20 protein-coding genes are annotated in these 24521 nt (G+C 65.4%); 8 read left to right on the plus strand and 12 right to left on the minus strand.

Going from position 1 to position 24521, the window contains the following annotated elements; all coding sequences use genetic code 11:
• The first annotated feature begins 4 nt into the window (after nucleotides 1–4).
• Nucleotides 5–2779: a DNA polymerase I gene (gene polA, locus HD842_RS20775; RefSeq protein WP_183556909.1), complete on the plus strand. Its 2775-nt coding sequence runs from the start codon at nucleotides 5–7 to the stop codon at nucleotides 2777–2779.
• A 93-nt stretch (nucleotides 2780–2872) separates the two neighbouring features.
• Entirely contained in the window at nucleotides 2873–5821 is a 2949-nt protein-coding gene (locus HD842_RS20780; RefSeq protein ID WP_183556912.1) for a hybrid sensor histidine kinase/response regulator, read from the plus strand.
• Here HD842_RS20780 and HD842_RS20785 read toward each other — a convergent pair.
• On the minus strand, nucleotides 5818–8061 hold the full coding sequence (locus HD842_RS20785) for a TonB-dependent siderophore receptor (protein ID WP_183556914.1): 2244 nt from the start codon (nucleotides 8059–8061) through the stop codon (nucleotides 5818–5820). The two genes, HD842_RS20780 and HD842_RS20785, sit on opposite strands and share 4 nt — an antisense overlap.
• Nucleotides 8062–8289: 228 nt before the next feature.
• On the opposite strand from HD842_RS20785, the gene HD842_RS20790 reads away from it, so the two are divergent.
• Nucleotides 8290–9174 carry a dienelactone hydrolase family protein gene (locus tag HD842_RS20790; protein ID WP_183556916.1) on the plus strand — a complete coding sequence of 295 codons (885 nt, stop codon included), beginning with the start codon at nucleotides 8290–8292 and terminating at the stop codon, nucleotides 9172–9174.
• Between the two features lie 352 nt (nucleotides 9175–9526).
• Nucleotides 9527–10225, plus strand: coding sequence for a ZIP family metal transporter (locus HD842_RS20795; protein ID WP_370660872.1), 699 nt, complete (start codon nucleotides 9527–9529; stop codon nucleotides 10223–10225).
• A gap of 142 nt (nucleotides 10226–10367) precedes the next feature.
• Here the strand turns inward: HD842_RS20795 and HD842_RS20800 are convergent, their stop codons facing one another.
• The 3 genes from HD842_RS20800 to HD842_RS20810 form a co-directional block, all read right to left on the minus strand.
• Entirely contained in the window at nucleotides 10368–11222 is an 855-nt protein-coding gene (locus tag HD842_RS20800; protein WP_183556918.1) for a sulfurtransferase, read from the minus strand.
• A 10-nt stretch (nucleotides 11223–11232) separates the two neighbouring features.
• On the minus strand, nucleotides 11233–12153 hold the full coding sequence (locus tag HD842_RS20805; protein WP_183556920.1) for a DMT family transporter: 921 nt from the start codon (nucleotides 12151–12153) through the stop codon (nucleotides 11233–11235).
• A gap of 72 nt (nucleotides 12154–12225) precedes the next feature.
• Nucleotides 12226–13326, minus strand: a complete 1101-nt coding sequence (locus tag HD842_RS20810; protein WP_183556922.1) for an aromatic ring-hydroxylating oxygenase subunit alpha — start codon at nucleotides 13324–13326, stop codon at nucleotides 12226–12228.
• A gap of 331 nt (nucleotides 13327–13657) precedes the next feature.
• Between HD842_RS20810 and HD842_RS20815 the strand changes: the two genes are divergently transcribed.
• From HD842_RS20815 to dxs, 3 genes are read left to right on the plus strand one after another with little or no spacing between them, the layout of a single operon-like run.
• Nucleotides 13658–13924, plus strand: a complete 267-nt coding sequence (locus HD842_RS20815; protein WP_229424871.1) for an exodeoxyribonuclease VII small subunit — start codon at nucleotides 13658–13660, stop codon at nucleotides 13922–13924.
• Nucleotides 13921–14814, plus strand: coding sequence for a polyprenyl synthetase family protein (locus tag HD842_RS20820; protein ID WP_183556924.1), 894 nt, complete (start codon nucleotides 13921–13923; stop codon nucleotides 14812–14814). Before HD842_RS20815 ends, HD842_RS20820 begins: the two co-directional genes overlap by 4 nt.
• Nucleotides 14815–16689, plus strand: a complete 1875-nt coding sequence (gene dxs / locus HD842_RS20825) for a 1-deoxy-D-xylulose-5-phosphate synthase (protein WP_183556926.1) — start codon at nucleotides 14815–14817, stop codon at nucleotides 16687–16689.
• Between the two features lie 89 nt (nucleotides 16690–16778).
• Here dxs and HD842_RS20830 read toward each other — a convergent pair whose 3' ends face one another.
• The 6 genes from HD842_RS20830 to HD842_RS20855 all read right to left on the minus strand — a co-directional run bounded on the left by HD842_RS20830 (nucleotide 16779) and on the right by HD842_RS20855 (nucleotide 22009).
• Nucleotides 16779–17702 carry a hypothetical protein gene (locus HD842_RS20830; RefSeq protein ID WP_229424872.1) on the minus strand — a complete coding sequence of 308 codons (924 nt, stop codon included), beginning with the start codon at nucleotides 17700–17702 and terminating at the stop codon, nucleotides 16779–16781.
• A 119-nt stretch (nucleotides 17703–17821) separates the two neighbouring features.
• Entirely contained in the window at nucleotides 17822–18499 is a 678-nt protein-coding gene (locus tag HD842_RS20835; RefSeq protein ID WP_183556928.1) for a TorF family putative porin, read from the minus strand.
• A complete protein-coding gene (locus HD842_RS20840; protein ID WP_183556930.1) occupies nucleotides 18451–19728 on the minus strand; it encodes a S8 family peptidase in 1278 nt (425 codons plus the stop codon). Before HD842_RS20840 ends, HD842_RS20835 begins: the two co-directional genes overlap by 49 nt.
• Nucleotides 19725–20396: a zf-HC2 domain-containing protein gene (locus tag HD842_RS20845; protein WP_183556931.1), complete on the minus strand. Its 672-nt coding sequence runs from the start codon at nucleotides 20394–20396 to the stop codon at nucleotides 19725–19727. Before HD842_RS20845 ends, HD842_RS20840 begins: the two co-directional genes overlap by 4 nt.
• A complete protein-coding gene (locus tag HD842_RS20850) occupies nucleotides 20393–20980 on the minus strand; it encodes an RNA polymerase sigma factor (protein ID WP_183556933.1) in 588 nt (195 codons plus the stop codon). The genes HD842_RS20845 and HD842_RS20850 overlap by 4 nt, the downstream gene beginning before the upstream one ends.
• Nucleotides 20981–21106: 126 nt before the next feature.
• Nucleotides 21107–22009: a DMT family transporter gene (locus tag HD842_RS20855; protein WP_183556935.1), complete on the minus strand. Its 903-nt coding sequence runs from the start codon at nucleotides 22007–22009 to the stop codon at nucleotides 21107–21109.
• 94 nt (nucleotides 22010–22103) lie between these two features.
• On the opposite strand from HD842_RS20855, the gene HD842_RS20860 reads away from it, so the two are divergent.
• Nucleotides 22104–23057 carry a LysR family transcriptional regulator gene (locus HD842_RS20860; protein ID WP_183556937.1) on the plus strand — a complete coding sequence of 318 codons (954 nt, stop codon included), beginning with the start codon at nucleotides 22104–22106 and terminating at the stop codon, nucleotides 23055–23057.
• Here the strand turns inward: HD842_RS20860 and HD842_RS20865 are convergent.
• Nucleotides 23054–23800, minus strand: coding sequence for an SDR family oxidoreductase (locus tag HD842_RS20865; RefSeq protein ID WP_183556939.1), 747 nt, complete (start codon nucleotides 23798–23800; stop codon nucleotides 23054–23056). The two genes, HD842_RS20860 and HD842_RS20865, sit on opposite strands and share 4 nt — an antisense overlap.
• A 27-nt stretch (nucleotides 23801–23827) precedes the next feature.
• A complete protein-coding gene (locus tag HD842_RS20870; protein WP_183556941.1) occupies nucleotides 23828–24520 on the minus strand; it encodes a 2OG-Fe(II) oxygenase in 693 nt (230 codons plus the stop codon).
• Nucleotide 24521: the final 1 nt, after the last annotated feature.

The raw sequence follows: 24521 nt of genomic DNA on the forward strand, positions 1-24521 counted from the left end.
CCCTATGGACAATACCCTTCTGCTCGTCGACGGTTCCAGCTATCTCTACCGCGCCTTCCATGCATTGCCCGACCTGAGGAGCCCGGATGGCTTCCCGACCGGCGCCATGCACGGCATGGTCAATATGCTGCGCCGCCTGCGCGCCGACTTCCCGGCCGCCTACATCGCCTGCGTGTTCGATGCCAAGGGCAAGACCTTCCGCGACGACCTGTATCCCGAATACAAGGCCACGCGGGCGTCGATGCCGGAAGACCTGGGCAAGCAGATCGAGCCGATCCACGAAGTGGTGCGGCTCATGGGCTGGCCGATCCTGATGGTCGAGGGTGTCGAGGCCGACGACGTGATCGGCACGCTGGCCGTGCAGGCCACCGCGCGCGGCATGAACACGGTCGTCTCCACCGGCGACAAGGATCTGGCCCAGCTCGTCAACGACAAGGTCATGCTGATCAACACGATGAGCAACGAGCGCCTGGACGACGCCGGCGTGCTGGCCAAGTTCGGCGTGCCGCCGAACCGCATCATCGATTACCTGACCCTCGTCGGCGACACCGTCGACAACGTGCCGGGCGTGCCCAAGTGCGGTCCCAAGACGGCTGTCAAATGGCTCACGCTGCACGGCTCGCTCGACGGCGTGATGGAAAACGCCGGCAGTATCGGTGGCGCCGTGGGCGAAAACCTGCGCGCGGCGCTCGACTGGCTGCCGAAAGGCCGCGAACTCATCACCGTGAAAACCGACTGCGACCTGGTCAAGCACGTGGTGTCGTTCGAGGAAACGCTCATTGGCCGACCGGAAGACGCCGACGCGCTGCGCGAATTCTTCAGCCGCTACGGCTTCAAGACGATGCTGCGCGACCTGGGCGGCGCCAAAGCCGGCGACGGCAGCGTGCGCCCGGCCGCCGGCAGCGCGCCGGGCGGTGGTCCGCTCAATTCGCCGGAAGGCGCGCAGGCCACGCTCGATGGCATGCCGGTCATCAAGGGCGAGTACGAAACGATTCTGACTGACGCGCAGCTCGACGCGTGGCTGGCGCTGATCGATGCTGCTGCACTCACGTCGGTCGATACCGAAACGACGTCGCTCGATCCGATGACGGCGCAGATGGTGGGCATTTCGCTGTCGGTCGAACCGGGCAAGGGCGCCTACATCCCGCTGGCGCACCGCTACGCCGGTGCACCGGACCAGCTCGAGCGTGAACACGTGCTGGAAAAGATGCGCGCCTGGCTGGAAAATCCGGCCAAGCCCAAGCTCGGCCAGAACCTCAAGTACGACATGCACATCTTCGCCAACCATGGCATCACCCTGAAGGGCATCGTGCACGACACGCTGCTGCAGTCGTATGTATTCGAGTCGCACAAGCCGCACGACATGGACACGATGGCCATGCGCCACCTGGGCTACACGACGATTCCGTTCGTCGATGTTTGCGGCAAGGGCGTCAACCAGATCTGCTTCGATCAGGTCGAACTGGGCCGCGCCACCGAGTACGCGGCCGAGGATTCCGACATCACGCTGCGCCTGCACGGGTCGATGCTGCCGCACGTCGAAGCCGACAAGGGCCTCACCTACATCTACCGCGACATCGAGATGCCGACGATGGAAGTGCTGCACAAGATCGAGCGCAACGGCGTGCTGATCGACAGCGAGCTGCTGGGTGTGCAATCGAACGAGCTGGGCAAGCGCATGCTCGAACTCGAGCAGCAGGCCTACGAGCTGGCCGGCGGCCCATTCAACCTGGGTTCGCCGAAGCAGATCGGCGAGATCTTCTTCGTCAAACTCGGCCTGCCGGTGATCAAGAAGACCGCTACCGGCGCGGCGTCGACCGACGAAGAAGTGCTGCAAAAGCTCGCCGAGGATTACCCGCTGCCAAAGATTCTGCTCGAGCACCGTGGCATGTCCAAGCTCAAGTCGACCTATACCGACAAGCTGCCGAAGATGGTCAATGCCAGCACGGGCCGCGTGCACACCAATTACTCGCAGGCGGTGGCGATCACGGGGCGCCTGTCGTCCAATGAGCCGAACCTGCAGAATATCCCGGTGCGCAACGCTGAAGGGCGCCGTATCCGCGAAGCCTTCATCGCGCCGCCGGGCAGCGTGATCGTCTCGGCCGACTATTCGCAGATCGAGCTGCGCATCATGGCGCATATCTCGGGCGACACCGCGATGCTCAAGGCCTTTGCCGATGGCGAAGACATCCACCGCGCGACGGCCGCCGAGATCTTCGGCATCCCGCCAGCGGACGTGCAGAGCGAACAGCGCCGTTACGCCAAGGTCATCAACTTTGGCCTGATCTACGGCATGAGCGCGTTCGGCCTGGCGGCCAACCTGAACATCGAACGGGGCGCAGCGGCCAATTATATTGAACGCTATTTCGCGCGCTTCTCGGGCGTGAAGCAGTACATGGACGAGACGCGCCTGCAGGCCAAGGCGCGCGGCTATGTCGAAACGGTGTTCGGCCGCCGGCTGTGGCTGCCCGAGATCAATTCGCCGAACGGCCCGCGCCGCGCCGGCGCCGAACGGGCCGCAATCAATGCGCCAATGCAGGGCACGGCCGCCGACCTGATCAAGCTGGCGATGATCGCCGTGCAGGGTTGGCTCGAAACCGAACAGCTGGGCACGCGCATGATCATGCAGGTGCACGATGAACTGGTGCTCGAAGTGCCGCAGGCGGAGCTTGAACTGGTGCGCGTGAAGCTGCCCGAACTGATGGCTGGCGTGGCAACGCTGAAGGTGCCGCTGGTGGCCGAAACGGGCGTCGGCGCAAACTGGGAAAAGGCGCACTAACCGTAGGGTGGACGGCTACGCTGTCCACGCGTTGACCCAAAAATCCGTTACAGAACGCGTATTTTTCTCGCAATTTATATGTGAGAATAAGTGATGTTTACGCAACCTGACTACGCGGCACTGTTCGCGGCCTCGCCGTATCCTTACCTGCTCATCAACCGGGATTTCACCATCATTGGTGCGAATCCCGCGTATCTGGAATCGACCGGGCGCACGGCGCAGCAGATCGTTGGCCAGCACATCTTCGAAGCGTTTCCGACCGATCCAAACGACCCCGCATCGACCAACGTCGACGAGGTACGCCGCTCGATCGAACAAGCTTTTGCGACGAAGCAGCCGCACACCAGCGCGCTGCTGCGCTATGCGGTACCGCGCGAAACGCCGGGCGGCCACGTGTTCGGCGAGCGTTACTGGAGCGCGATCCATACACCGGTGTTCGATGCCGCCGGCGAGGTCGCCTTCGTGGCGCAAAACGCCATCGATGTCACGGATCTGTACCGCTTCGACGCCGCCACCGGCGCCTACCATCTCAGGCATGGCGCGCATGCGGTGCCCGACATGCCGCAGATGACCCGGCCGCAGATGCACGAGGCAATGACGCGCATCCTGAGCCTGGAGCGCAGCCAGTTGCAGACAATGTTCAACCAGGCGCCGAGCTTCATCGCGGTGCTCACCGGCCCAGATCACGTCTTCGAGATGGCCAACGAAGCGTATTACCAGCTGGTCGGGCGCCGGGAGCTGATTGGCAAACCCTTGCTCGACGCCCTGCCCGAGCTGGCGGCGCAGGGCGTGCGCCGCGTATTCGATGGCGTCTTCGCGGGCGGCAAGCCGGTTGTGCTGCGCGATTCATTGATCTCGCTGCAGCGCCGGCCGGATGGCGCGCTGGAACAACGCTACGTCGATCTGCTGTGCCAGCCGATCTTCGGCCACGACGGGCAGGTGACGGGCATCTTCGCCCAGGGCAGCGATGTCACCGAGGCCTATCACGCGGCGCAGGCGCTGTTCGAAAAAGTCCAGCAGCTCGAAGAGGTCCGCGAAAACCAGACCTTCCAGCTCACACTGGCCGACCGCATCCGGCAGCTCGCCGACCCCGATGACGTGACCGAGGCAGCCTGCGAGCTGCTGGGCCGCGCCCTGCAGGTGTCGCGCGTGCTGTATGCGCAGATCGACGACGCCGCCGGCACCGTTGCGATCGTGCGCGACTGGACCGCCCAGGGCGTGGCGAGCCTGGCCGGCAAGGCCATGGTCATGGACGATTTCGGCCCGCCGATGATCGCCGCGTTGCGCGCCGGCCAGACCGTCGTCAACCACGATGTCGCGCGGGACAGCCGGACCGCGGGCAATACCGGCATCTATGCGCAGATCGGCGTCGGCGCCGACCTGCTGGTCCCGTATATCAAGGCCGGAAAGATGCGGGTCGTGCTGACGGTGCAGAATGCTTCGCCGCGGCGGTGGCGCGAGGCCGAGATACGGATGGCGCAGGAGACCGCCGAGCGCACCTGGTCGGCGGTCGAAGCGGCGCGCGCGCACGCCGCGCTGCGCCGTGAACGCGACCAGAGCCAGAGCATCTTCGACAGCATGGGCGAGGGCTTCGCGGTGCTCGACAAGGACTGGAACATCCTGCGCATGAACGCCGAAGGCCTGCGCCTGACCCAGCGCCGCGCCGAAGATGTCATCGGCCACAACCACTGGGAAGTCTGGCCCGAACTGCGCGCTACCCCGGCCGACGCGGTGTTCCGGCGCGTGATGAGCACCGGCGCTCCCGGGATTCTCGAGCTGGCCCACCGCATGCCCGATGGGCGCCAGGCCTGGATCGAAACGCGCACCCACCGCTCGCTCGATGGCGGCATCGCGTTCTTCTTCCGCGATGTCACCGAGCGCCGCGAAGCGCAAGAGCAGCTCACTGCCGCCGACCGGCGCAAGGATGAATTCCTGGCGATGCTGGCGCACGAACTGCGCAATCCGCTCGCACCCATCGGCGCGGCCGCCGACCTGCTGCAACGGGCGCGGCTCGATGAAGCGCAGGTGCGCAAGACCAGCCAGGTCATCGGGCGCCAGGTGCGCCACATGACGAGCCTCGTCGACGATCTGCTGGACGTCTCGCGCGTCACGCGTGGCCTGGTGGCGCTGCACACCGAGCGCCTGGACATCCGGCATATCGTGAACGACGCGATCGAGCAGGTCACGCCCCTGATTCACGCGCGCCGCCATCACCTGGCGCTCGAATTGCCGCCGCAAGCGCCGCTGGTCGAGGGCGACCACAAGCGCCTGGTGCAGGTGCTGGCCAACCTGCTCAGCAATGCAGCGAAATACACGCCCGAAGGTGGCCACATCACCTTGGGCACCGAAGTGCGCGCCACGCACGTGCTGCTGCGGGTGGCCGACAACGGCATCGGCATGGCGCCCGAACTGGTCGCGCGTGCGTTCGAGCTGTTTTCGCAGGCCGAGCGCTCGTCCGACCGGTCGCTGGGCGGGCTGGGACTGGGTCTGGCGCTGGTGAAAAGCCTGGTCGGCCTGCATCACGGCACCGTCGCCTGCGAGAGTGCGGGGCAGGGCAAGGGCAGTACCTTCACGGTGTGCCTGCCGCGCCTGGACAGTGAGGTCGCGGCCGCAGGCGCGTTGGCCGCCGGCCCGGTGAGCGCACCGGCGCCGTCAGACCATCTTCGTATCATGGTGGTGGACGACAACGTGGATGCCGCGACGATGCTCGCGCTGCTGCTCGAATCGAACGGGCACGAGGTGCGCGTCGAGCATGCGGCGTTGCCGGCGCTGGCTGCGGCCGAGCACGCGGCGCCGCATGTGTACCTGCTCGATATCGGCCTGCCCGACCTCGATGGCATCGAACTGGCACGGCGCCTGCGCGCCCGGGCCAGCGCGCAGCGCGCGGTGCTGGTGGCGATCACCGGCTACGGCCAGGAGCAGGATCGCGCGCGCACTGCGGCCGCCGGCTTCAACCACCATCTGGTCAAACCGGTCGACATGCAGAAGCTGTACGCGATCCTGGGCGAAGTCTGCTCTGCGCGCGTGCGGGACAGTGCTTAGAACGTCGCGCGCAGCGTGGCCGATGCCGTGCGCGGCTCGGCGTAGTGCAGGCCGTTGTAAAAGCCCACCCGGTTGTAGTAGATCTTGTTGAAGACGTTGTTCAGATTGACGCTGGCCGTCAGGTTCTTGTTGATACGGTAGCTGGCCATCAGATTGGCCAGCCACACCGACCCTTGTTCGATGCGCGACAGGCTCGTGACCGGCGCCCCGCTGGCGGCGTAGCTGCCGGTCGGCTTCTGCGCAGTGTTCCACAGATTGCTCTGCCAGTTCACGCCGCCCCCGAGTGCATACTGGCCGTCGGCGCCGAAGCGGTAACTGGTAAACACCCGCAGCAGGTTGCGTGGAATGACCGTATTGATGGCCACGCCCTGCGCGTTACGCGAGCGCGTATGGCTGTAGCCTGTCGTCAGATTCCATTGCCGTACGATCTGGCCTGATGCTTCGACCTCGACGCCATCGATGACATTGCCCTTGCCGGTGGTGCGGTATGCCTGCACCGCGCCCGGCAGCGAATTGGGGGGCACGCTGTCGTCGATTTCGGCGACGTTGTCCTTCTTGCTGCGGAAGATCGCTGCGGAGAAGTTCATGCGCCGGTCGAACAGTTCGGCCTTCACCCCGGCCTCGATATTGTTGCCCTCGACCGGATCGAGGAGGACATTGCCCACATCGCGGAAATTCTGTGGCTGGAAGATGCTCGTGTAGGCGGTGTAGGCCGTCCATTGCTGGTTCAGGTCGAACAGCAGGCCAATATACGGTGTGACGATATCGTCGTTGGTAAAGCCGGTGGTGGTCGTGACGGGGCCGGCGGCACTGAAGTTGCGGGTATGGGTCGTGTACTTGCCATGTCGCACGCCGACGACGGCCTTCAGCGCATCGGACAGATTCAGGCGCGTGGCCAGGAAAGCCGCCTTCTGGTCAACCTGGCCGATGCTGGTCGGGACCGCGCCGACCGTGGTCGGAAATTCAGGCACGTCGCCACTCCAGCCGCGCCAGTCGGGGATCGCGCCATAGCCCGCCGGGACCGCGCCGAGCGTGATGCGCGGCGAGACCGTTTCGCGCTCGGCCTTTCCCCAGCCGAAGACCAGGTCGTGCTGGCGACCGAACAGGTCGAATTTGCCGTCGATGTTCCATTCGAGGACGTCCATCGTTTCATCGGCCGGGAAGCGACCGTAGGCCACCGTGATGCCGCTGCCGTCGGGCCGCGGGTAGCCGCCATAGCCGAAGTACAGGCTGCCATCCTGTTCGCGATCGGCCGTGGTCCAGCCGGCGCGCAGGCGCCAGTTGCGGTTGAAGCGATGTTCGAGCGTGGCGAAGGTTTTTTCTTCCAGCAGATTCCACGACGCCCACGGCGTGGACAGGTTCAGGTCATGCGGCATGTTCGCCAGCGAGCCGTCGGCGTTCCAGTACGGGACCGTTCCCCAGGTCGACCCGCGCGGGGCGGACTTCTGACGCTCGTGGCCGATTGCCAGTACCGTTGCCGGGCCCAGGTCGGCCTCCAGGATGCCGTACACGGCGCCCAGGTCCTGTTCATACAGCGGGCGGAACGATTTCGCTTCTTGCTTGGCCACGACGAAGCGTCCGCGCAGCTTGCCGTCGAAGGCGAGCGGGCCACTCACATCGAGTTCGGCGCGGCGCAGGTCGTGCGTGCCGATGCGCAGCGCGGCATTGGCCTGGAAGGTCCTGGTCGGGCGCTTGCGCACCTGGTTGATCGTGGCCGACGGATCGCCCGCGCCGGTGGTCAAGCCAGTGGCACCCCGTACCACCTCGATGCGGTCGTAGACCACGTTGTCGCCATTGGCCTTGAGCGAGCTGCCGAACAGGTTCAGCATGCCGTCGACCTGGAAGTTGTTCACTGCGTAGCCCCGCGCGTTGTAGGTCACGCGTTCGGTGTCGTTGTAGTTGACGTAGATGCCAGTGACCTGCTGCATGGTGTCGGCCAGCGTCTGCAGGCCTTGCTCTTGCATGCGCTCGCGCGTGACGATCGAGAGCGACTGCGGGGTCTCGCGCGGCGTCAGGTTCAGGCGCGACCCGGTGGTCAAAGGGCCGGTCGTCGTGTACGAACCACTTCCTTCAGTCGTCGCGTCGCGCGCGCCGGTAATGGTCACCGCCTGCAGCGTGGTCGGGATGGTTTCCGGTGCCTCTTCGGCCTGGGCATGCCAGGACGGCAGGATGCCGAGGATGGCGGCGGTGCAAGTGCGAAGGACGAGGCAGCGAGGCAGCAAGGAGCGTGGCGGGAGCATGAGCAGGTCTTCTCGGTATGAATGAATGAATGAGCGATGACTGGACACGCCCGTCAGCGTTGCTGAAGGGATGGTCCTGTCAAGATGCTCTAAATTATAATGCGAATCATTCTCATTTGGAAAGTGTTATCACGTCATCATCGGGGCGTATGCGTATGCGTATGCGTGTGCCGGGCTGCACCGATGCTAAACTCGCAAGCCTGTCCACCACTGATCGAAGGGATGACCATGAAAGACCTCGTCAACGACGCCGGCAGTCTGCTCGGCGCGAGCGCATACACCGATGGCGTCGGCCGCCGCGACTTCATCCGGGCCGCCATCGGCACCGGCTTTGCCGCCAGCGCGCTGCCGGTCATGGCGCAGACCCAGATCCAGACCGATACCGACGGCCTTGACGCCGGCGATACCATCCTTGTCATCGATGGCCAGGACGTGCCGGTCTATCGCGCCCAGCCCAAGGGCAAGACGGGCGTGCCGGTGATCCTGGTGATCTCCGAGATCTTCGGTGTGCACGAATACATCAAGGACGTCGTGCGCCGCTTCGCCAAGCAGGGTTATATGGCGATTGCGCCCGACCTGTTCGTGCGCCAGGGCGACGCGACCAAGGCCCCGAGCACGGCCGAGCTGATGAAGAACATCGTCTCGAAGACGCCCGATGCACAGGTGATGTCGGACCTCGACCGCGTGGTCGCATGGGCCAAGCAGCGCGGCGGCGACACCGAGAAACTGGGCATCACCGGTTTTTGCTGGGGTGGCCGCATCACCTGGCTGTACGCGGCGCATAACCTCAACGTCAAGGCGGGCGTCGCCTGGTACGGGCGTCTGGTCGGCGAGGCAACCGCCACGTCGCCCAAGCACCCGATCGATTTTGCCCAGAACCTGAAAGTGCCGGTACTGGGCCTGTACGGCGCGAAGGACACCGGCATCCCGGTCGAATCGGTCCAGCGCATGCAGGCCGCGCTCGACAAGGGCAACAGCCGCTCGACGATCCACGTGTACCCGGAGTCGGGCCACGCCTTCCACGCCGACTACCGCCCGATGTACAACGCGGCCGACGCGCAGGATGGCTGGAACCGCGCGCTGGCGTGGTTTGCCAAATACGGCGTCGCCTGATCTAGGGAAGCACTGATTAATTCATGGCGGCGGACTTGGCGTTGAAAAGAGCCATCCTGCGGCGTTGCAAATTCTCGCAATAGCTCGCTATTGCTTCGATTTTGCGCCTTGCAGGCTGACTTTTTCAACTGCCAATTCCATCCCCCAGAATAAATCAGTGCTTCCCTGGCAGGCTTTGCCTTGGACGAGGGCAGGCCGGGAGCGGTACAATGCCCGGTTTGCGGCTCGTCGCACGTACAGAACAAGAGGCCTTCAAATCGACCCGTTTTCAGCCCCATTCATCGACCCGACCCTGCGCTCGATCCTGCTCGCGACGCTCGTCGCCGGCGTTGTCAGCATCTCCGGGGCTGCCATTTTCTCGTTTGCCCTGCTGTCGAAAGTGGTGGAAAAGATGGTCAGCCTGTCGGTCGGCATCATGCTGGCCACGTCGCTGCTGCACGCGCTGCCGGAAGCATTCGATTCGGGCGCCGATACCAGGAGCCTGTTCGCCACGCTGCTGGGCGGCTTGCTGGCCTTCTTTTTGCTGGAAAAGGTCGCCCTGCTGCGCCACTCGCACCACCACGAAGGCGACGGTCACCACCACGCCCATGGCCACGATGCGCGTGAAGCGGGCAAGGCCGGCTGGATGATCCTGCTCGGTGACGGCATGCACAACTTCACCGACGGCATCCTGATCGCCGCGGCCTTCCTGGCCAATCCGGAGCTGGGCATCGTTACCGCACTGGCGATCGTCGCCCATGAAATCCCGCAGGAAATCGGCGACTTCATCGTGCTGCTCAATGCCGGCTTTTCGCGCCTGCGCGCGTATGTGTTCAACCTGCTGTGCAGCCTGATGGCGGTGGCGGGGGGCTTGCTGGGGTATTACACGCTGGACCGGGCCAGCGGCCTGATTCCGTACGTGCTGGTGTTTGCGTCGTCAGGGTTCATCTATATCGCGGTGAGCGACCTGATGCCGCAGATGCAGCGGCGTTCGACGATGCGCGAGTCAATCCCGCAGGTGGTGCTGATCGGATTGGGCGTGGCGATCGTCGTCGCGTTGCACGCGTTTTGATGTTGAATTAGTGGCAGCGCTGCGGACTTGGGTTCCAGCCTCCGCTGGAACGAGATGTTTGTGTCGCGTGTCGCAATCGCCGCTTTTAGCTGCTTGCATGGAAACCGTCGTTCCAGCGAAGGCTGGAACCCAGGTCGGTTGACTAATTCGCGCCTTTGGCGACTGGCCGTGCCGGATCGCCGACCCACTCGCTCCACGACCCCGGATACAGCGCGGCGCCCGGCAAGCCTGCCACTTCCAGTGCCAGCAGATTGTGGCAGGCGGTCACGCCCGAGCCGCACTGCATGATGGCTGCGGCAGGATCGTCGATCAATGCGCCCAATTCCTCGCGCAGCTGCGCGGCATCCTTGAAACGCCCGTCAGGTCCCAGGTTGTCCTTGAAGAAGCGGTTCTTCGCGCCGGGAATATGCCCGCCCACCGGATCGATGGTCTCGTTCTCGCCGCGATAGCGATCGGCCGCGCGGGCATCGATCACGATCCGTTTGCCGCTTTCCAGATTGTCCAGCACCTCACGCACCGTCACGGTCGGCACGAACGGCGCCCTTACGCTGAACGAACCGCGCGGCCTGGTGCGCACCTCGGTCGTCAATGGCTGCCCAGCTGCTTCCCACGCTGCCATCCCGCCATCGAGCACCGCCACCGCCTCGTGTCCCAGCCAGCGCAGCAACCACCACAGGCGCGCCGCGAACATGCCGCCGTGCGCGTCATACGCCACTACCTGCGTGGTGTCGTCGATGCCGAAGTCGCGCAGGGCTTCGGCCAGCGCGTCTTTGTCGGGCAGCGGATGCCGGCCCAGGAACACGCCATCGGCGCCGTTCTTGGCACCCGACAGCACCGTCTCGATATCGGCAAATACCGCGCCCGGCAGGTGGCCGCTCGCGTAAGCGCCACGGCCGGCGGCCAGGTTCATCAGGTCGTGGCGGCAATCGACGACGACCCAGGCCGGGTCGTCGATGTGCGCAGTCAGGTCGGCGGCAGAGATCAGGGTCTGGTGCATGACGGTTCCTTTACGTTTCGCTGGCGATCGGATCGGTGTCCTTGACGACGGCGCCACGCGCCGTCTTGCGGGTATTGTAGAACGTCGCGGCCACGCCCGACACCAGGATCACGCCCACGCCCAGCCACACGTGCCAGTCGAACGTGTCATTCCACAGCAGCAGGCCCCACAGGCACGAGAACACGATGCCGGTGTACTGCAGATTGGCCACCACCAGCACCTTGCCGACGCGGTAGGCGCGCGTCATCGCCATCTGCGCCATCAGCGCCGCGGCGCCAATGCCGGCCAGCAGCAGCAGGCCATACGGCGTATGAGCATGGAACACGGCGCCCTTCGGTCCGTCGCCGGCCAGCGTGGCCAGCAGGCCCACAACCGCGGTGGTGAGCGAAAAGAAGAACACGACGCGGTATTCCGGCTCGCCCAAGAGGCCCAGTTTGCGCACCTGCATATAGGCTGCGGCGGACACCACCGACGAGCACACACCGGCCAGGGCGCCGAGCCACTGCTGGCTTTCGACCGCCGGCTGCAGCACCATCGTGACGCCAAAAAAACTCATGCCGATGGCGACGACCAGTGGCCACTCGGCGTGTTTGGTGCGGGTCCACCAGCCCAGCGCGAACATCCAGGCTGCGATCCAGATCGGGGCCATGTAGTTCAGCGTCATGGCCGTGGCCAGCGGCAGGCGGCCGATGGCGAAGAACCACATCCACAGCGCGGTTACGCCGACGAAGCTGCGGATCAGGTGCGATTTGGCGAACGGCGTCCTGAACGTGCCGCCACGGTGGCGCACCATGGCCAGCAGGATGACGGTGCCGATCAGGCCCCGATACATCAGCAGTTCGGACGTGGAGTAGAACTCGGAGGCGAGCTTGACGCCCGCGCCCATCGCGGCGAACGCGAAGCTGGCGAACAGCATCCAGAGTGAAGCCATGGTATTCCCAATAAAAAAAGGAGGGGCAGCCGACTGGCCACACCCTCCGCAGCGCTGCGTGTCACGACACCCCTAAAGCGCCATCTTGCTGCGATACCACTCATGGAAGTGCTGCATGCCGTCTTCCATGGGCGACTGGTAGGGACCGACCTCGTTGACGCCGCGCGCGACCAGGATCTTGCGGCCGGCATCCATGCGCAGGCCGATTTCATCGTCCTCGACCGCCGTTTCCATGTACGCAGCGCGTTCGGCCTCGACGAATTCGCGCTCGAACAGCATGATCTCTTCGGGGTAGTAGAACTCGACCACGTTGCGCGTCTTGTCCGGACCATCGGGCCACAGCGTCGACACCACCAGCACGTGCGGATACCACTCGACCATGATGTTCGGGTAGAGCGTGAGCCAGATTGCACCGTACTTCGGCGGCGTACCGTTGTTGAACTTGAGGATCTGCTCCTGCCAGCGTTTATAGGCAGGCGAGCCTGCCTTTTGCAGCGCGCGGTTTACGCCCACGGTCTGCACGCTGTAGTCGGCGCCGAATTCCCATTTCAGGTCATCGCACGAGACGAAGTTGCCCAGGCCCGGGTGGAACGGTTCGACGTGGTAATCCTCGAGGTAGACCTCGATGAAGGTCTTCCAGTTGTAGTCACACTGGTGCACTTCGACGTGGTCGAGCATATAGCCCGAAAAATCGAGGTCTTTCGTCACCGACAGCTGGCCGAGCTTGTCCATCACGTTGTAGCCGTTCTGTTCGAACAGCAGCCCGTTCCAGTTCTGGAGCGGGGTCTTGGACAGGTTCAGGCACGGGGTGTCGGCAAAATGCGGCGCGCCGATCAGTTCACCCTTCAGGTCATAGGTCCAGCGGTGCAGCGGGCAGACGATGTTCGTCGCATTGCCGCGCCCATTGAACATGAGCGCCTGGCGATGACGGCAGACGTTGGACAGCACCTCGATGCCGTTGGCATTACGCACCAGCATACGGCCTTCGTGCTCGGCAGCGAGCGTGGCGAAGTCGCCCGTTTCGGGCACCATCAATTCATGGCCGACGTAGCGCGGGCCATTCACGAACAGCTGCTGCATCTCTTGTTTGAGCAGCGCCTCGTCAAAATACACAGTTACCGGAAGCTGCGCGTTGGATCGCGCCAGCTTGGCGTGGGTAGCCAGATCGGACATCCCAACCCCCCTTAAATAAGCATCCAAAGAAGAGAAAGAATCCAAAGACCAGTATTTAAGTAAAGGAATACGGTATTTCGGACAGAACCGGCGATTATACTTCGGAACGAGCTCTACCGTCTCGGTCCCGCGCGCGGCTGTTGCGTGCGCTGGTGGGGAAATTGCCTTCGTGGCATGATTTTCATGATGAGGGAGGGCGTGGCCCAATCGATGGACGGGGCTGCATGTTGCGAATGGTGCAATGTGCGCCCCCCGTGGTGTGGGATTGATCTAAAATACGCGATTGGATTGACCCACGGCGCACAACTGGACGCCCTTACGATACCGACCTATGGCAAAGAATATGACAGCGGGCAGCGCAGCAGCAGCGGCGGCGCCACCCGAATCCTTCGAGGGGGCGATGGCCGAACTGGCCCAGCTCGTGACACAGATGGAGTCCGGCGCCTTGCCGCTGGACGCCTCGGTCGCGGCGTATGCGCGCGGCTCCGAACTCGTCAAGTACTGCGCAGGGCAGCTCGAGAAGGTCGAGTCGCAGGTCAAGGTACTTGAAGGCGACATGCTCAAGCCGTTCTCGGGCGACGACGAGGGCGCGCAATGAGCGCGCTGGCGTTCGCCGACTGGACCCGCCAGGTCCAGCACGACATCGAGGGCGCGCTCGACGCGTTCCTGCCGGCGGCCACCCAGGTGCCGCACAAGCTGCACGAAGCGATGCGCTACACGACGCTGGGCGGCGGCAAGCGCGTGCGCCCGCTGCTGGCGTACGCCGCCGGCGCGCTGTTCGACGCCGACCCGGCCGCGCTCGCGCGGGTGGCGAGCGCCGTCGAAATGATCCACGTGTATTCGCTCGTGCACGACGACATGCCGTGCATGGACGACGACGCGCTGCGCCGCGGCAAACCGACGGTGCACGTGGCCTACGACGAAGCGACTGCGCTGCTGGTGGGCGACACGCTGCAGGCGCAGGCCTTCACCGTGCTGGCCGAATGCGCCACCGTACCGCCGGCGCGCCTGTTGACGATGGTGCGCCTGCTGGCGCAGGCCGCCGGCTCGAACGGCATGTGCGGCGGCCAGGCCATTGACCTCGACAGCGTGGGCCTGGCCCTGACGCGCGACGAACTCGAACGCATGCACCAGCTGAAAACGGGCGCCATGCTGCGCGTGTCGGTGCTGCTGGGCGCGCTCGCGGGCCGCGACCTGACGCCACTCGAAGTCGAGGCCCTGAACGCCTATTCGGCCGCGATTGGCCTGGCGTTCCAGGTGGTCGACGATGTACTTGATGCGACCGCCGACTCGGCCACGCTGGGCAAGACCGCCGGCAAGGATGCGGCCGACAACAAGCCGACCTATGTGTCGATCCTCGGCCTGGCGCGTTCGCGCGACCTGGCCGAGCAATTGCGGCGTGACGCGCATGACGCGCTGGCGCCATTCGGAGAACAAGCACAGCGGCTGCGTGAACTGGCAGACCTGATCGTGCAGCGGAAGGCCTAAATGAACCTGCTAGACAATATCAACGACCCGTCCGACCTGCGCAAGCTGCCGCGCACCCAGCTCACGCCACTGGCCAAGGAGCTGCGCCAGTTCCTGCTCGAGTCGGTCTCGAAAACGGGCGGCCACCTGTCGTCCAACCTGGGCACGGTCGAACTGACCATCGCGCTGCACTATGTGTACGACACGCCGCGCGACCGCATCGTCTGGGACGTCGGCCACCAGACCTATTCGCACAAGATCCTCACGGGCCGCCGCGGCCGCATGCCGTCGCTACGCCAGTTGAATGGCCTGTCGGGCTTCCCGAAGCGCGACGAGAGCGAGTACGACACGTTCGGCACCGCCCACTCGTCGACCTCGATCTCGGCCGCGCTCGGCATGGCCGCAGCGGCCAAGATCAAGGGTGAAGACCGCCACGCTATCGCCGTCATCGGCGACGGCTCCATGACCGCCGGCATGGCGTTCGAGGCCCTGAACAATGCGGGCGTCGAAGACGACGTGAACCTTCTGGTCATCCTGAACGACAACGACATGTCGATCTCGCCGCCGGTCGGCGCGCTCAATCGCTACCTGGCGCGCCTGCTGTCGGGTCAGTTCTACGCCGCTGCCAAGAACGTGGGCAAGAGCGTGTTGCCGGCGCCCGTGCTCGACCTGGCGCGCAAGCTCGAAGAACATGCCAAGGGCATGGTGGTCCCGGCCACGATGTTCGAGGAATTCGGCTTTAACTACATCGGCCCGATCGACGGCCATGACCTCGAATCGCTGATCCCGACGCTGGAAAACATCAAGAAGCTCAAGGGCCCGCAGTTCCTGCACGTGGTGACCAAGAAGGGCCAGGGCTACAAGCTGGCCGAGGCCGAGCCGATCCTGTACCACGGCACCGGCAAGTTCAATCACCTCGAAGGCATCAAGCCGGCCACCGCGCCGGGCAAGATCACCTACACCGAAGTCTTTGGCAACTGGCTGTGCGACATGGCAGCGGCCGATCAGCGCCTGGTCGGCATCACGCCGGCGATGCGCGAAGGCTCGGGCATGGTCCGCTTCCACCAGGAATACCCGCAGCGCTACTTCGACGTCGGCATCGCCGAGCAGCATTCGGTGACGTTCGCGGCCGGCATGGCCACTGAAGGGGTAAAACCTGTATTGGCGATCTACTCGACGTTCCTGCAGCGCGGCTACGACCAGCTGATCCACGACGTGGCGCTGCAGAACCTCGACGTGACCTTCGCGCTGGACCGCGCGGGCCTGGTTGGCGCCGACGGCGCAACCCACGCCGGCAACTACGACCTGGCCTATCTGCGCTGCATCCCGAACATGGTCGTCATGGCTGCGTCGGACGAAAACGAATGCCGCCAGATGCTCACGACGGCTTACCACTATCCGGGCCCTGCGGCTGTGCGCTATCCGCGCGGCGCCGGTGTCGGCACGCCAATCGTGGAGGCCTTGAACTCGATCGAGATCGGCAAGGGCGAAGTGCGCCGGACCGGCAAGAACATCGCCATCCTGGCGTTCGGCTCGATGGTCTCGCACAGCATCCTGGCCGGCGACGAACTCGATGCGACGGTCGCGAACATGCGCTTTGTGAAGCCGCTGGACGTCGACCTGGTCAAGCGCCTGGCGCAGGAGCACGACCTGATCGTGACGGTGGAAGAGGGCTGCATCATGGGCGGCGCGGGCGCTGCCGTGATGGAAGCGATGGCCGCTGCCGGCATCGCCAAGCCGGTGCTCAATCTGGGCTTGCCGGATACCTTCATCGACCAGGGCGATCCGGTGGCGCTGCTGTCGTCGGTGGGCCTGGACGCCAAGGGCATCGCGGCATCGATCCGTGTGCGCCTGTCGGCATCCGGCGAACCGCGCCTGGTGGTCAACAACGGCTGACGCGGCTTCTTCGCCGTTTCTGCGCGGCTTGACGCAAAAAAGGGCTGGCGATTTACGCCAGCCCTTTTTTTATCCCGTCTGTTTGACGGTTATTGCGCCTGGTGCCCCTTGAGACGGTCGGCTTCGGCCACCGGGAACGGCGCGCCGAGGACGACAGCGCCGCCGCGGGTGCGGTTCTGGGCCTGGCACTTGTGCGTGCAGGCAGTGGCTGGTGGCGCCACTTCAACGGCATCCTCGCCCATCACCTGACCCATGCGCCCGCCGCTGGCGACGGACCATTGTGACACGCCGCCGCAATGCTGGACCCTGGCCACGCCGCCGGTACGGGTGACGATATTGTTGGTGCACAGCGGTTCGGCGATGCGGTCGGCGAACTGCGGGCTGTCGCGACCGACGAATTTCGCCGCGTAGTCGTTGCCGAAATTGATGCGGGGCGTGACGGTCAGCGTGGTGTCCTTGAACGGCACCGTATCGCCTTCACGGTTACGGAAATTGCGGTTGTCGAAGTAGAAGGCGCTTTGCGCCAGCTTGTGCGTGAACACGGTTTTGGTTTCGTCGCTGCGCTCGACTTCCATCTGGAACAGGCCGCCGGTGGCGCAATCCTTGGCCTGGATCTTCATCGTGACGCCCGGCCCGCTGCGAGTCAGCACGATGTCGGCCGAACTGCTCAATTCGACGCTGACGGCGCCGTTCAGGACCAGGCCCCGGTGATCGGGCATCTTGCTGTCGAAGACGGGCGTGGCCTTGCCACCCGTGATGTCCTCCTTGTTGGCGGCGCCAGTCAGCGTGTAATTGAGCACGCCGAACGAGGCGGCATCGACATCGAACTGGACGTAGCGGCCCTGTACCCGAAACACCGATGTCACGGCGCCCGGCGCGACCGACACCGTTTGCGCGCCGCGTTTGCCCAGCACCGTGAAGCCGCCGCTCTCGCAGCCGGCCGAATCTGCTGCGTACGCAGCGTGCGCAGTCATCAACAGGCCCATGCTGCAAGCCACCATCCAATTTTTCATGCTGTTCTCCGTTGTCGGAACGTGGCGCCCGATGCGCTGGTGTTCTGAACCGTTAATACCCTCGCTCGCGGCCAGGGTTCAAAGAAGATCAACAAATTTTTTCAAGGGATGCGGACGTGTCAAAAATGGTAGCTGGCGCTGGCCGTGAACGCACTTGGCTTCGGGAAGTCAGGCAGGTAGGTCCGCCAGCGCGCCTGCCAGCCGGCCTGCAGCGTGACATCGCCAACGTCGGTCACGAGCGCGATGCGCACGTCGGCGCTGTCCCTGGCCGCGACGCCGTCATAGGCAAACGGATGCAGCACACCGACGTGGGCGGCCAGGCGCAGTGTGTCGGTGAGGGGGTAGGCGCCGCTCAGGTCGAGGTAGACGCTGCGCCCTTCGCCATAGTAGGTAGGGGAGTAGAACACGCGTATGCTGGCGCGTTGCAGCGCCACGCCGGCATAGAACTCGTGGTAATTCCGGCGGCCATCCCGCAGATAGGTGTTGCGCGTGACGCCCGCGTCCCATGACAGCGTCGACGTCAGCCTGCGGGCCCTGCCGGCATAGGCAGTCAGCTGGCCCTGCGTGCGATTGTCGAGCGTGACGGGCGACGCGAAGGCGCCGCCGTACCAGCCTGCGGCGGTGTCGTGCTCGAGCCGCAACTGGAGCGCGGGGCGCGTGTACAGCGCGACGCCGCGGCCGGCATATTCCGAAACCAGTGTGAGATCGCCACTGGTCTGGGCCCGTGCGTCCTTGTACAGCGGCAGGGTCAGCGCAAGCGCAAGGAGGATGGCGCCGTGGCGACGGTGGAAGGGCATAGGCAGACGCAGGTGTCAGCTGCCCGTGACAGGGCGGCACATGCGTCAATGTTACCACCCGTCCGCGCTGCCACGGCGCCGTCCGTCTGGCGCCGCAGGGTCTGTGCGACCGTGCCCGGCTGGCGCTCGGCCAGCAGCGCCGCGAGGCCAGCCACGTGCGCCGCCGCATACGACGAGCCGGACACCATATGCCAACGCTGGCCCGGTGCGCAGGTCGGGATGTCGGTCCCGGGTGCGTACACCAGCGTCGACGGCGCCGGGTGGCGGTCGCCTGGCCGCGCGACCCCGATCACGCCCGGCAGCGCGGCCGGGAAGCCGCCGTCGGGCATGCGCGGGTCGGCCGCAGCCACGACGATGACGCCGCGCGCCAGTGCCGCCTGCAGCAACGCTTGCAGCAGGCGGTCGGCTGGCCCGGCCAGGCTCAGGTTGATGATCCGGGCGCCGTTTTCAAGCGCATAGTTGATTGCCTTGCCGAGCGTGAGGCTGTTGCAGCGCGCAGGCCGCGCACCGGTTTCCCAGCAGGCGCGCAGGGCCATCAGTTTGACGCCCGGCGCCACGCCGGCGATGCCCGCGCCATTGCCGGCCAGTGCGCCGATGATGCCAGCCACTGCCGTGCCATGGACCTCGGCGACATCGCCGCTGTCGTCGACGAAGTTGCGGCGCACCTTGATGCGCCCTGCCAGGTCGGGGTGGTCGGCATCGACACCGCTGTCGATCACCGCGACGCTCACGTTGCGCCCCGTGCTGACGCGGTGCAGGTCAGTCAGGTGCCAGTCGTGGCCGGCCGGCTGCAGCGGGTAGAGCGGATCGCCGCCGTCCTGCGCCTGGAAATCGGCCAGCGGCTGGGCCCATGCCACGCGCGCATCGTGCGCCAGCGCGGCCACCACGCGCTCGATCGGGGCGTCATCGGATTCTTCCATCACGAAGCAGTCGACGCCGATGGCCGGCATCGGCCAGCTGTCGAGGAGGCGCAAACCGTGCGCGGCGGCGATGTCGCTCGCCACGCGGCGGCGCGCGGCGCTGCCGCCATCCTTGAGGTAACCGCCGCCGTACGATGCATCGGGACGAAAGTGCTGCGCTGGCAGGCGCAGCATCACCAGCACCTGTCGGCGCGCGGCCTGCGCCAATGGGTCGGCGTGGTCCTGTGCATGGTCCTGTGCATGCACCGGCACGCCGGCCAGGCCGAGCAGGGCGGCGATCAGGGTCGCCCAGGCGAGCAGTCGGTTCATGGACTGGCCTGCATGCCGAGCGGCTCGGCCAGCGTGACGGCCGATTCGGTGCGCAGGCGCGCCGCGACATCGGCCGGCGCTTGCGCGCTGCCCAGCATCCACGCACCCGTGACCGTCGGGCCACCGACGATGTGCGCGCCGCTGGCTGTCACGATGCGGCGCAGTTCATGTTCGGGCGTGGCCGGCTTGAAGGTCACGGCCACGATGCTGTCTGCCCCGGTGTCGGCGCCGAGCACGCGGTACGCGTCGTCCTGTACCGCCACCTGCGCCGCCATCTGCGTGTCGCCGGACGGGCGCACCAGCAATGCGCCCAGCACGACGATGGCGCAGAACTGCAGGCCCACGGCGGCGCGCAGCCAGCGCCCGTCATTGGCGGCAAGGCGCGTGCGCCAGCCGGGGATCACGGGCGCCGCATCCGCCGGCGCCACCGCATCGAGCTGCGGCAGCAGGCGCGCGAACGCCTTGTCCACGTCCAGGCCTGGTGCCGGCAGGTCGCCGACATCCTGCAGTGTGTACAGCGTATCGAGATCGGCCCGGCATGTGGCGCAGGTAGCCAGGTGCGCCTGGACGCGCCGCAGCTCCGCACCGTCGAGGCGACCGTTGGCCAGCCAGGGCAGCAGGTCCTGCGCCTCGCGATGCGCCGCCTCGCGATCAGACTCGCGGGTCATGACCGCACCTCGATCTGGCCTTCCAGCAGCACGGCCAGGCGCTTGCGGGCATGGAACAGGCGGGTTTTGATGGTATTCACTGGGCACTCCATGATCTCGGCAATCTCTGTGTAACTCATGTCATGATAAAAAGTCAGCTGGAACGCAGTACGCTGCGCCAGCGGCAATTGGGCCAGCGCGGCATGGACCGCACCGGTCAGCTGCAGCTGCGCCAGTTGCCAGTCGGGCCGGTCGGCCTCGATACCCTCGCGTTCATCGCTGCCGGCGTCGACCGGCTCGTCCAGCGCCTGCAGGCTTTTGCAGGCGCGCCGGTAGGCAATGGCAAAAATCCACGTCGAGACCTTGCTGCTGCCATTGAACGTCGCCGCCTTGCGCCAGACCACCAGCAGCGTGTCGTTGACGATTTCCTCGATCAGCGGCGCGCTGCGCGTCATGCGCTGCAGGAAGCGCGCCAGCCGCGGGTGGTAGGCCCGGTACAGCGTCTCGAAGGCGCGCCGGTCGCCCGTTGCGACACGCCCGATGAGTTCCGCTTCGTCGTGCTCCGTGCGCGCCGCGGCCGGTCTGGCGTCAAATCGTTGTTCCACGCACGTCCTCTCGTTCTTCTACGGTAGATACCCCGCCACGCCGAAAAGGTTCATGGCGTCGTCACGATTGTCGAATGGGGGCATGCTGCATGCTAACTGACAGCAGCAGGGCAGCGTGCGGCTTTTTCAGGATTTGGCGGTGCGTGTGCACAGATACACGGCGCCGGCCGTGACGGCAAAGCCGGCGATCGACATGGGGCCAAGCCGTTCGCCCAGGATAGCAAAGCCCATCAGCGCCGTCGTTCCCGGGATCAGATAGAACAGGCTGGCGACCCGGCTCGCGTCGCCGCGCCGCATCATCAGGAACAACAGGCTGACGGCGCCGATGGAATTGACGACCGACAGCCAGCCGGACGCCAGGATCAGCGTCGGCGTCCATGCCACCTGCCAGCCTTCCAGACCCAGTGCCAGCGGCAACGCGACGGCGGTGGCCACCGCCAGCTGGATGCAGCCGCCGGTGCGCAGATCGAGGCCGGTGCAGTACTTCTTCTGGTACAGCGTGCCGAGTGTGATGCCGGCCAGGGCCAGCAGCACGGCGCCGATTCCGGCGGCGCCCGTGCCCCAGGCGACCCCCTTGCCAAGCGCCACCAGCTGCACGCCGGCAATGCCTGCGATGAGGCCCATCCATTGGCGCACGCCAACGCGTTCGTGCAGGAACACGCCCGCCCCGAATGCGGTACAGAGAGGCATCGCGCCAATGATCAGCGCCGAGACGCCTGCGCTCACGCCCAGTTTCAGGCCCGTGTACAGGCCACCGAACTGCAGCGCCTGGACCAGCAGCCCGACGACGACGAGATGCGCGTACTGCGCGCGCTGGCGTGGCCACGGCGCGCGGGTGACGATGGCCACGAGCAGCAGCACCAGCGCCGCCAGGCCAAAGCGCAGCACCAGCAATGTGAACGGGCCGGCGAAGGGCAGGGCCAGCTTGCCGACGACGTAGCCGGAACTCCACATCAGGATGAACAGCATGGGCAGCACAAGCACGGGTGGCGCCAGGCTGACGGGAAGGGCAGTACGCAACGTGGTCATGATGGTCTCCGGTGGTGAGAAGACAGCATACGACCCCCTGTTTACCGATACAATCCTCTGTAATTACAACACATTGTTTCCAACAGGGATACGCATGCCCGGTTTAACACCACGCGACTTTTCGGATATCTGGGCCTTCGTGCGGGTCGTCGATGCCGGCAGCTTTTCGGAAGCAGCGCGCCAGATGGGGACCACCAAAGCCAGCATCAGCAAGGCGGTCGCGCGGCTGGAAGCGGCATTGCAGGTCAAGCTGCTGAACCGGTCGACGCGCCGCATCGGCCTGAGCGAAGCGGGGCGTGACATCCACCAGCATGCGCTGCGGATGGTCGAGGAGGCCCGGGCCATCGAGTCCACCGCTGCAGGTCAGCAGTCCGGGCCGGGCGGCACGTTGCGCGTTTCCACGTCGATGGCGTTCGGGAATGCGCAGCTGGCGGCGCTGCTGCCGGCATTCATGGCGCGTTACCCGGCTGTGCGCGTGGTCCTGCAACTGCAGGACCGGTATGTCGACCTGGTCGAAGAGGGCATCGATGTTGCCCTGCGGCTGAGCCCAAAGGTCGATCTGATGAGCGCTGTCGCGCGGCCGGTCGCGCCGCTGAACTATGTGCTGGCCGCGTCACCGGGCTACCTCGAACAGTATGGTGTGCCCGCCGATCTCGCCGCGCTGCATGAGCACCGCTGCCTGACCTTCGGCGACTCCGGCCCCGCCGGCGGCTGGCAATTCGACGTGGCAGGCGCGCGCCTGCAGTTCAAGCCCGCCGCTGCGCTGGCCATCAACAGCAGCCAGGCCTTGCGCGAGGCGATGCTTGGCGGCGCCGGCATCGCGTTGCTGCCGACCTTTGTCGTGGGCGAGGATATGCGCACCGGGCGCGCCGTCCATGTGCTGCCGGCGCTTGCGCCGGTGGGCATGTTCGGCACGCACGTGCTGGCGGTGTACCGTGAAAACCGCTTCCTGCCGCAGAAGGTCAGGGTGTTCATCGACTTCGTGCTCGAGCACTTCGGCGAGCATCCGCCCTGGGATGCGTTCCTTCGCCGCCCTGCAAGCCGTTAGACGATCCCGCCATTGACCCGCAACGTCTGGCCATTGACCCAGGCGCCCTGCGGACCGACCAGGAACGCCACCGTATCGGCGATATCGTCCGGCGTGCCGAGCCGTTCGAGCGGCGCCATCTTGCCCAGGCGCTCGACCAGCTCGGGTGTCTTGCCTTCCATGAACAGGTCGGTCGCCGTCGGACCCGGGGCCACGGCCGTCACCGAGATCCCCTTGCCGCGCAATTCCTTGGCAAAGATATTGGTGAACGTTTCAACCGCTGCTTTCGAACCGGCATAGATGGCGTAGCCGGGCAGCGCCAGGCCGATCACGCTGCTGGAAAAATTGACGATGCGGCCGTTGGACCGCATGCGTGTGGCGGCCAGGCGCAGCATGTTGAACGTGCCGCGCGTGTTGATGGCGAAGATGCGCTCGTACAGGGCGTCGTCGGTATCGGCCAGCATGGTCGTGCCGGGCTGGATGACGCCGGCGTTGTTGATGACGATGTCGACACCGCCATACTCCGCTTCGGTCGCATCGAACAACCGTGCGCAATCGCTTGCGTTGGCCACATCGCCCTGCAGCGCGATGGCCCTGCCACCGGCTGCCTCGATGGCCTGCACGACGTCGTCGGCATCGCTAGCGCGGTGGGCGTAGTTGACGACAACGGCGATATTGTCTTGCGCCAGGCGCAGTGCAATCGCCCGGCCGATGCCGCGCGAGGCGCCCGTGATGATGGCGACTTTACTGATATTGGTATCCATGCTTGCCTTCTCGGTGATCAAGGTGATTTATGTGAACAGCGTCTCGGCGCGCTGGTACAGGATCCACGAGGTGGCGATGTATTTGTCGCCACTGACCGCCACATTGCCCCGGTGCGTGTGCGTAAAGCCCGCCGGTGCGATGACCAGCCGGCCTTGTTTGGGGGCGATCTTGCGGCCCTGGTAGAGGAACTCGGTCTCGCCGCCCTCGGCCACATCGTTCAGGTAGACCATCCACAGCAACACGCGATGAAGCGATTCGCAGCTTGCGTTCTGCGGATAGATCTCGGAATGCCAGTGGTGATAGCCGCCGCTGCCGCGCAGGTATTTTTGCAGGTTGATCGTGCCGGGCCGGTACAGCACGCGCAGCAACTCATCGATGTTGGGCTGCCCCAGTTCGTCGAAGTTGGCCATCGACAGCACGGTCGGCACGCCCGTCACGGGATGCTCGAGCGTGGGCGAGAGTGACCCCATCAGCAGCATCCGGTAGCGTTCGGCGTAGGCAGCCAGGTGGCGCGCCATCGTGTCCACCAGGAGGCCCGTGGCGTCGGCCCACTCGGGATGCTGGTTGATCGTGATGTCGTAACTGTCCTTCTTGACGACATCGACGCCGTTGCCCGTCTGCCCGCGCACCACCTTGTCGCTGGCGTCGAAGCGCTCCATGAGCGCTTCGCACTGCTGCGCGGTGAGCGCGTCGTCATAGACGCCGATGAAGTCGTCCATG

The organism is Massilia aurea, assembly GCF_014200505.1.
Classification (GTDB): Bacteria; Pseudomonadota; Gammaproteobacteria; order Burkholderiales; family Burkholderiaceae_D; genus Telluria; species Telluria aurea_B.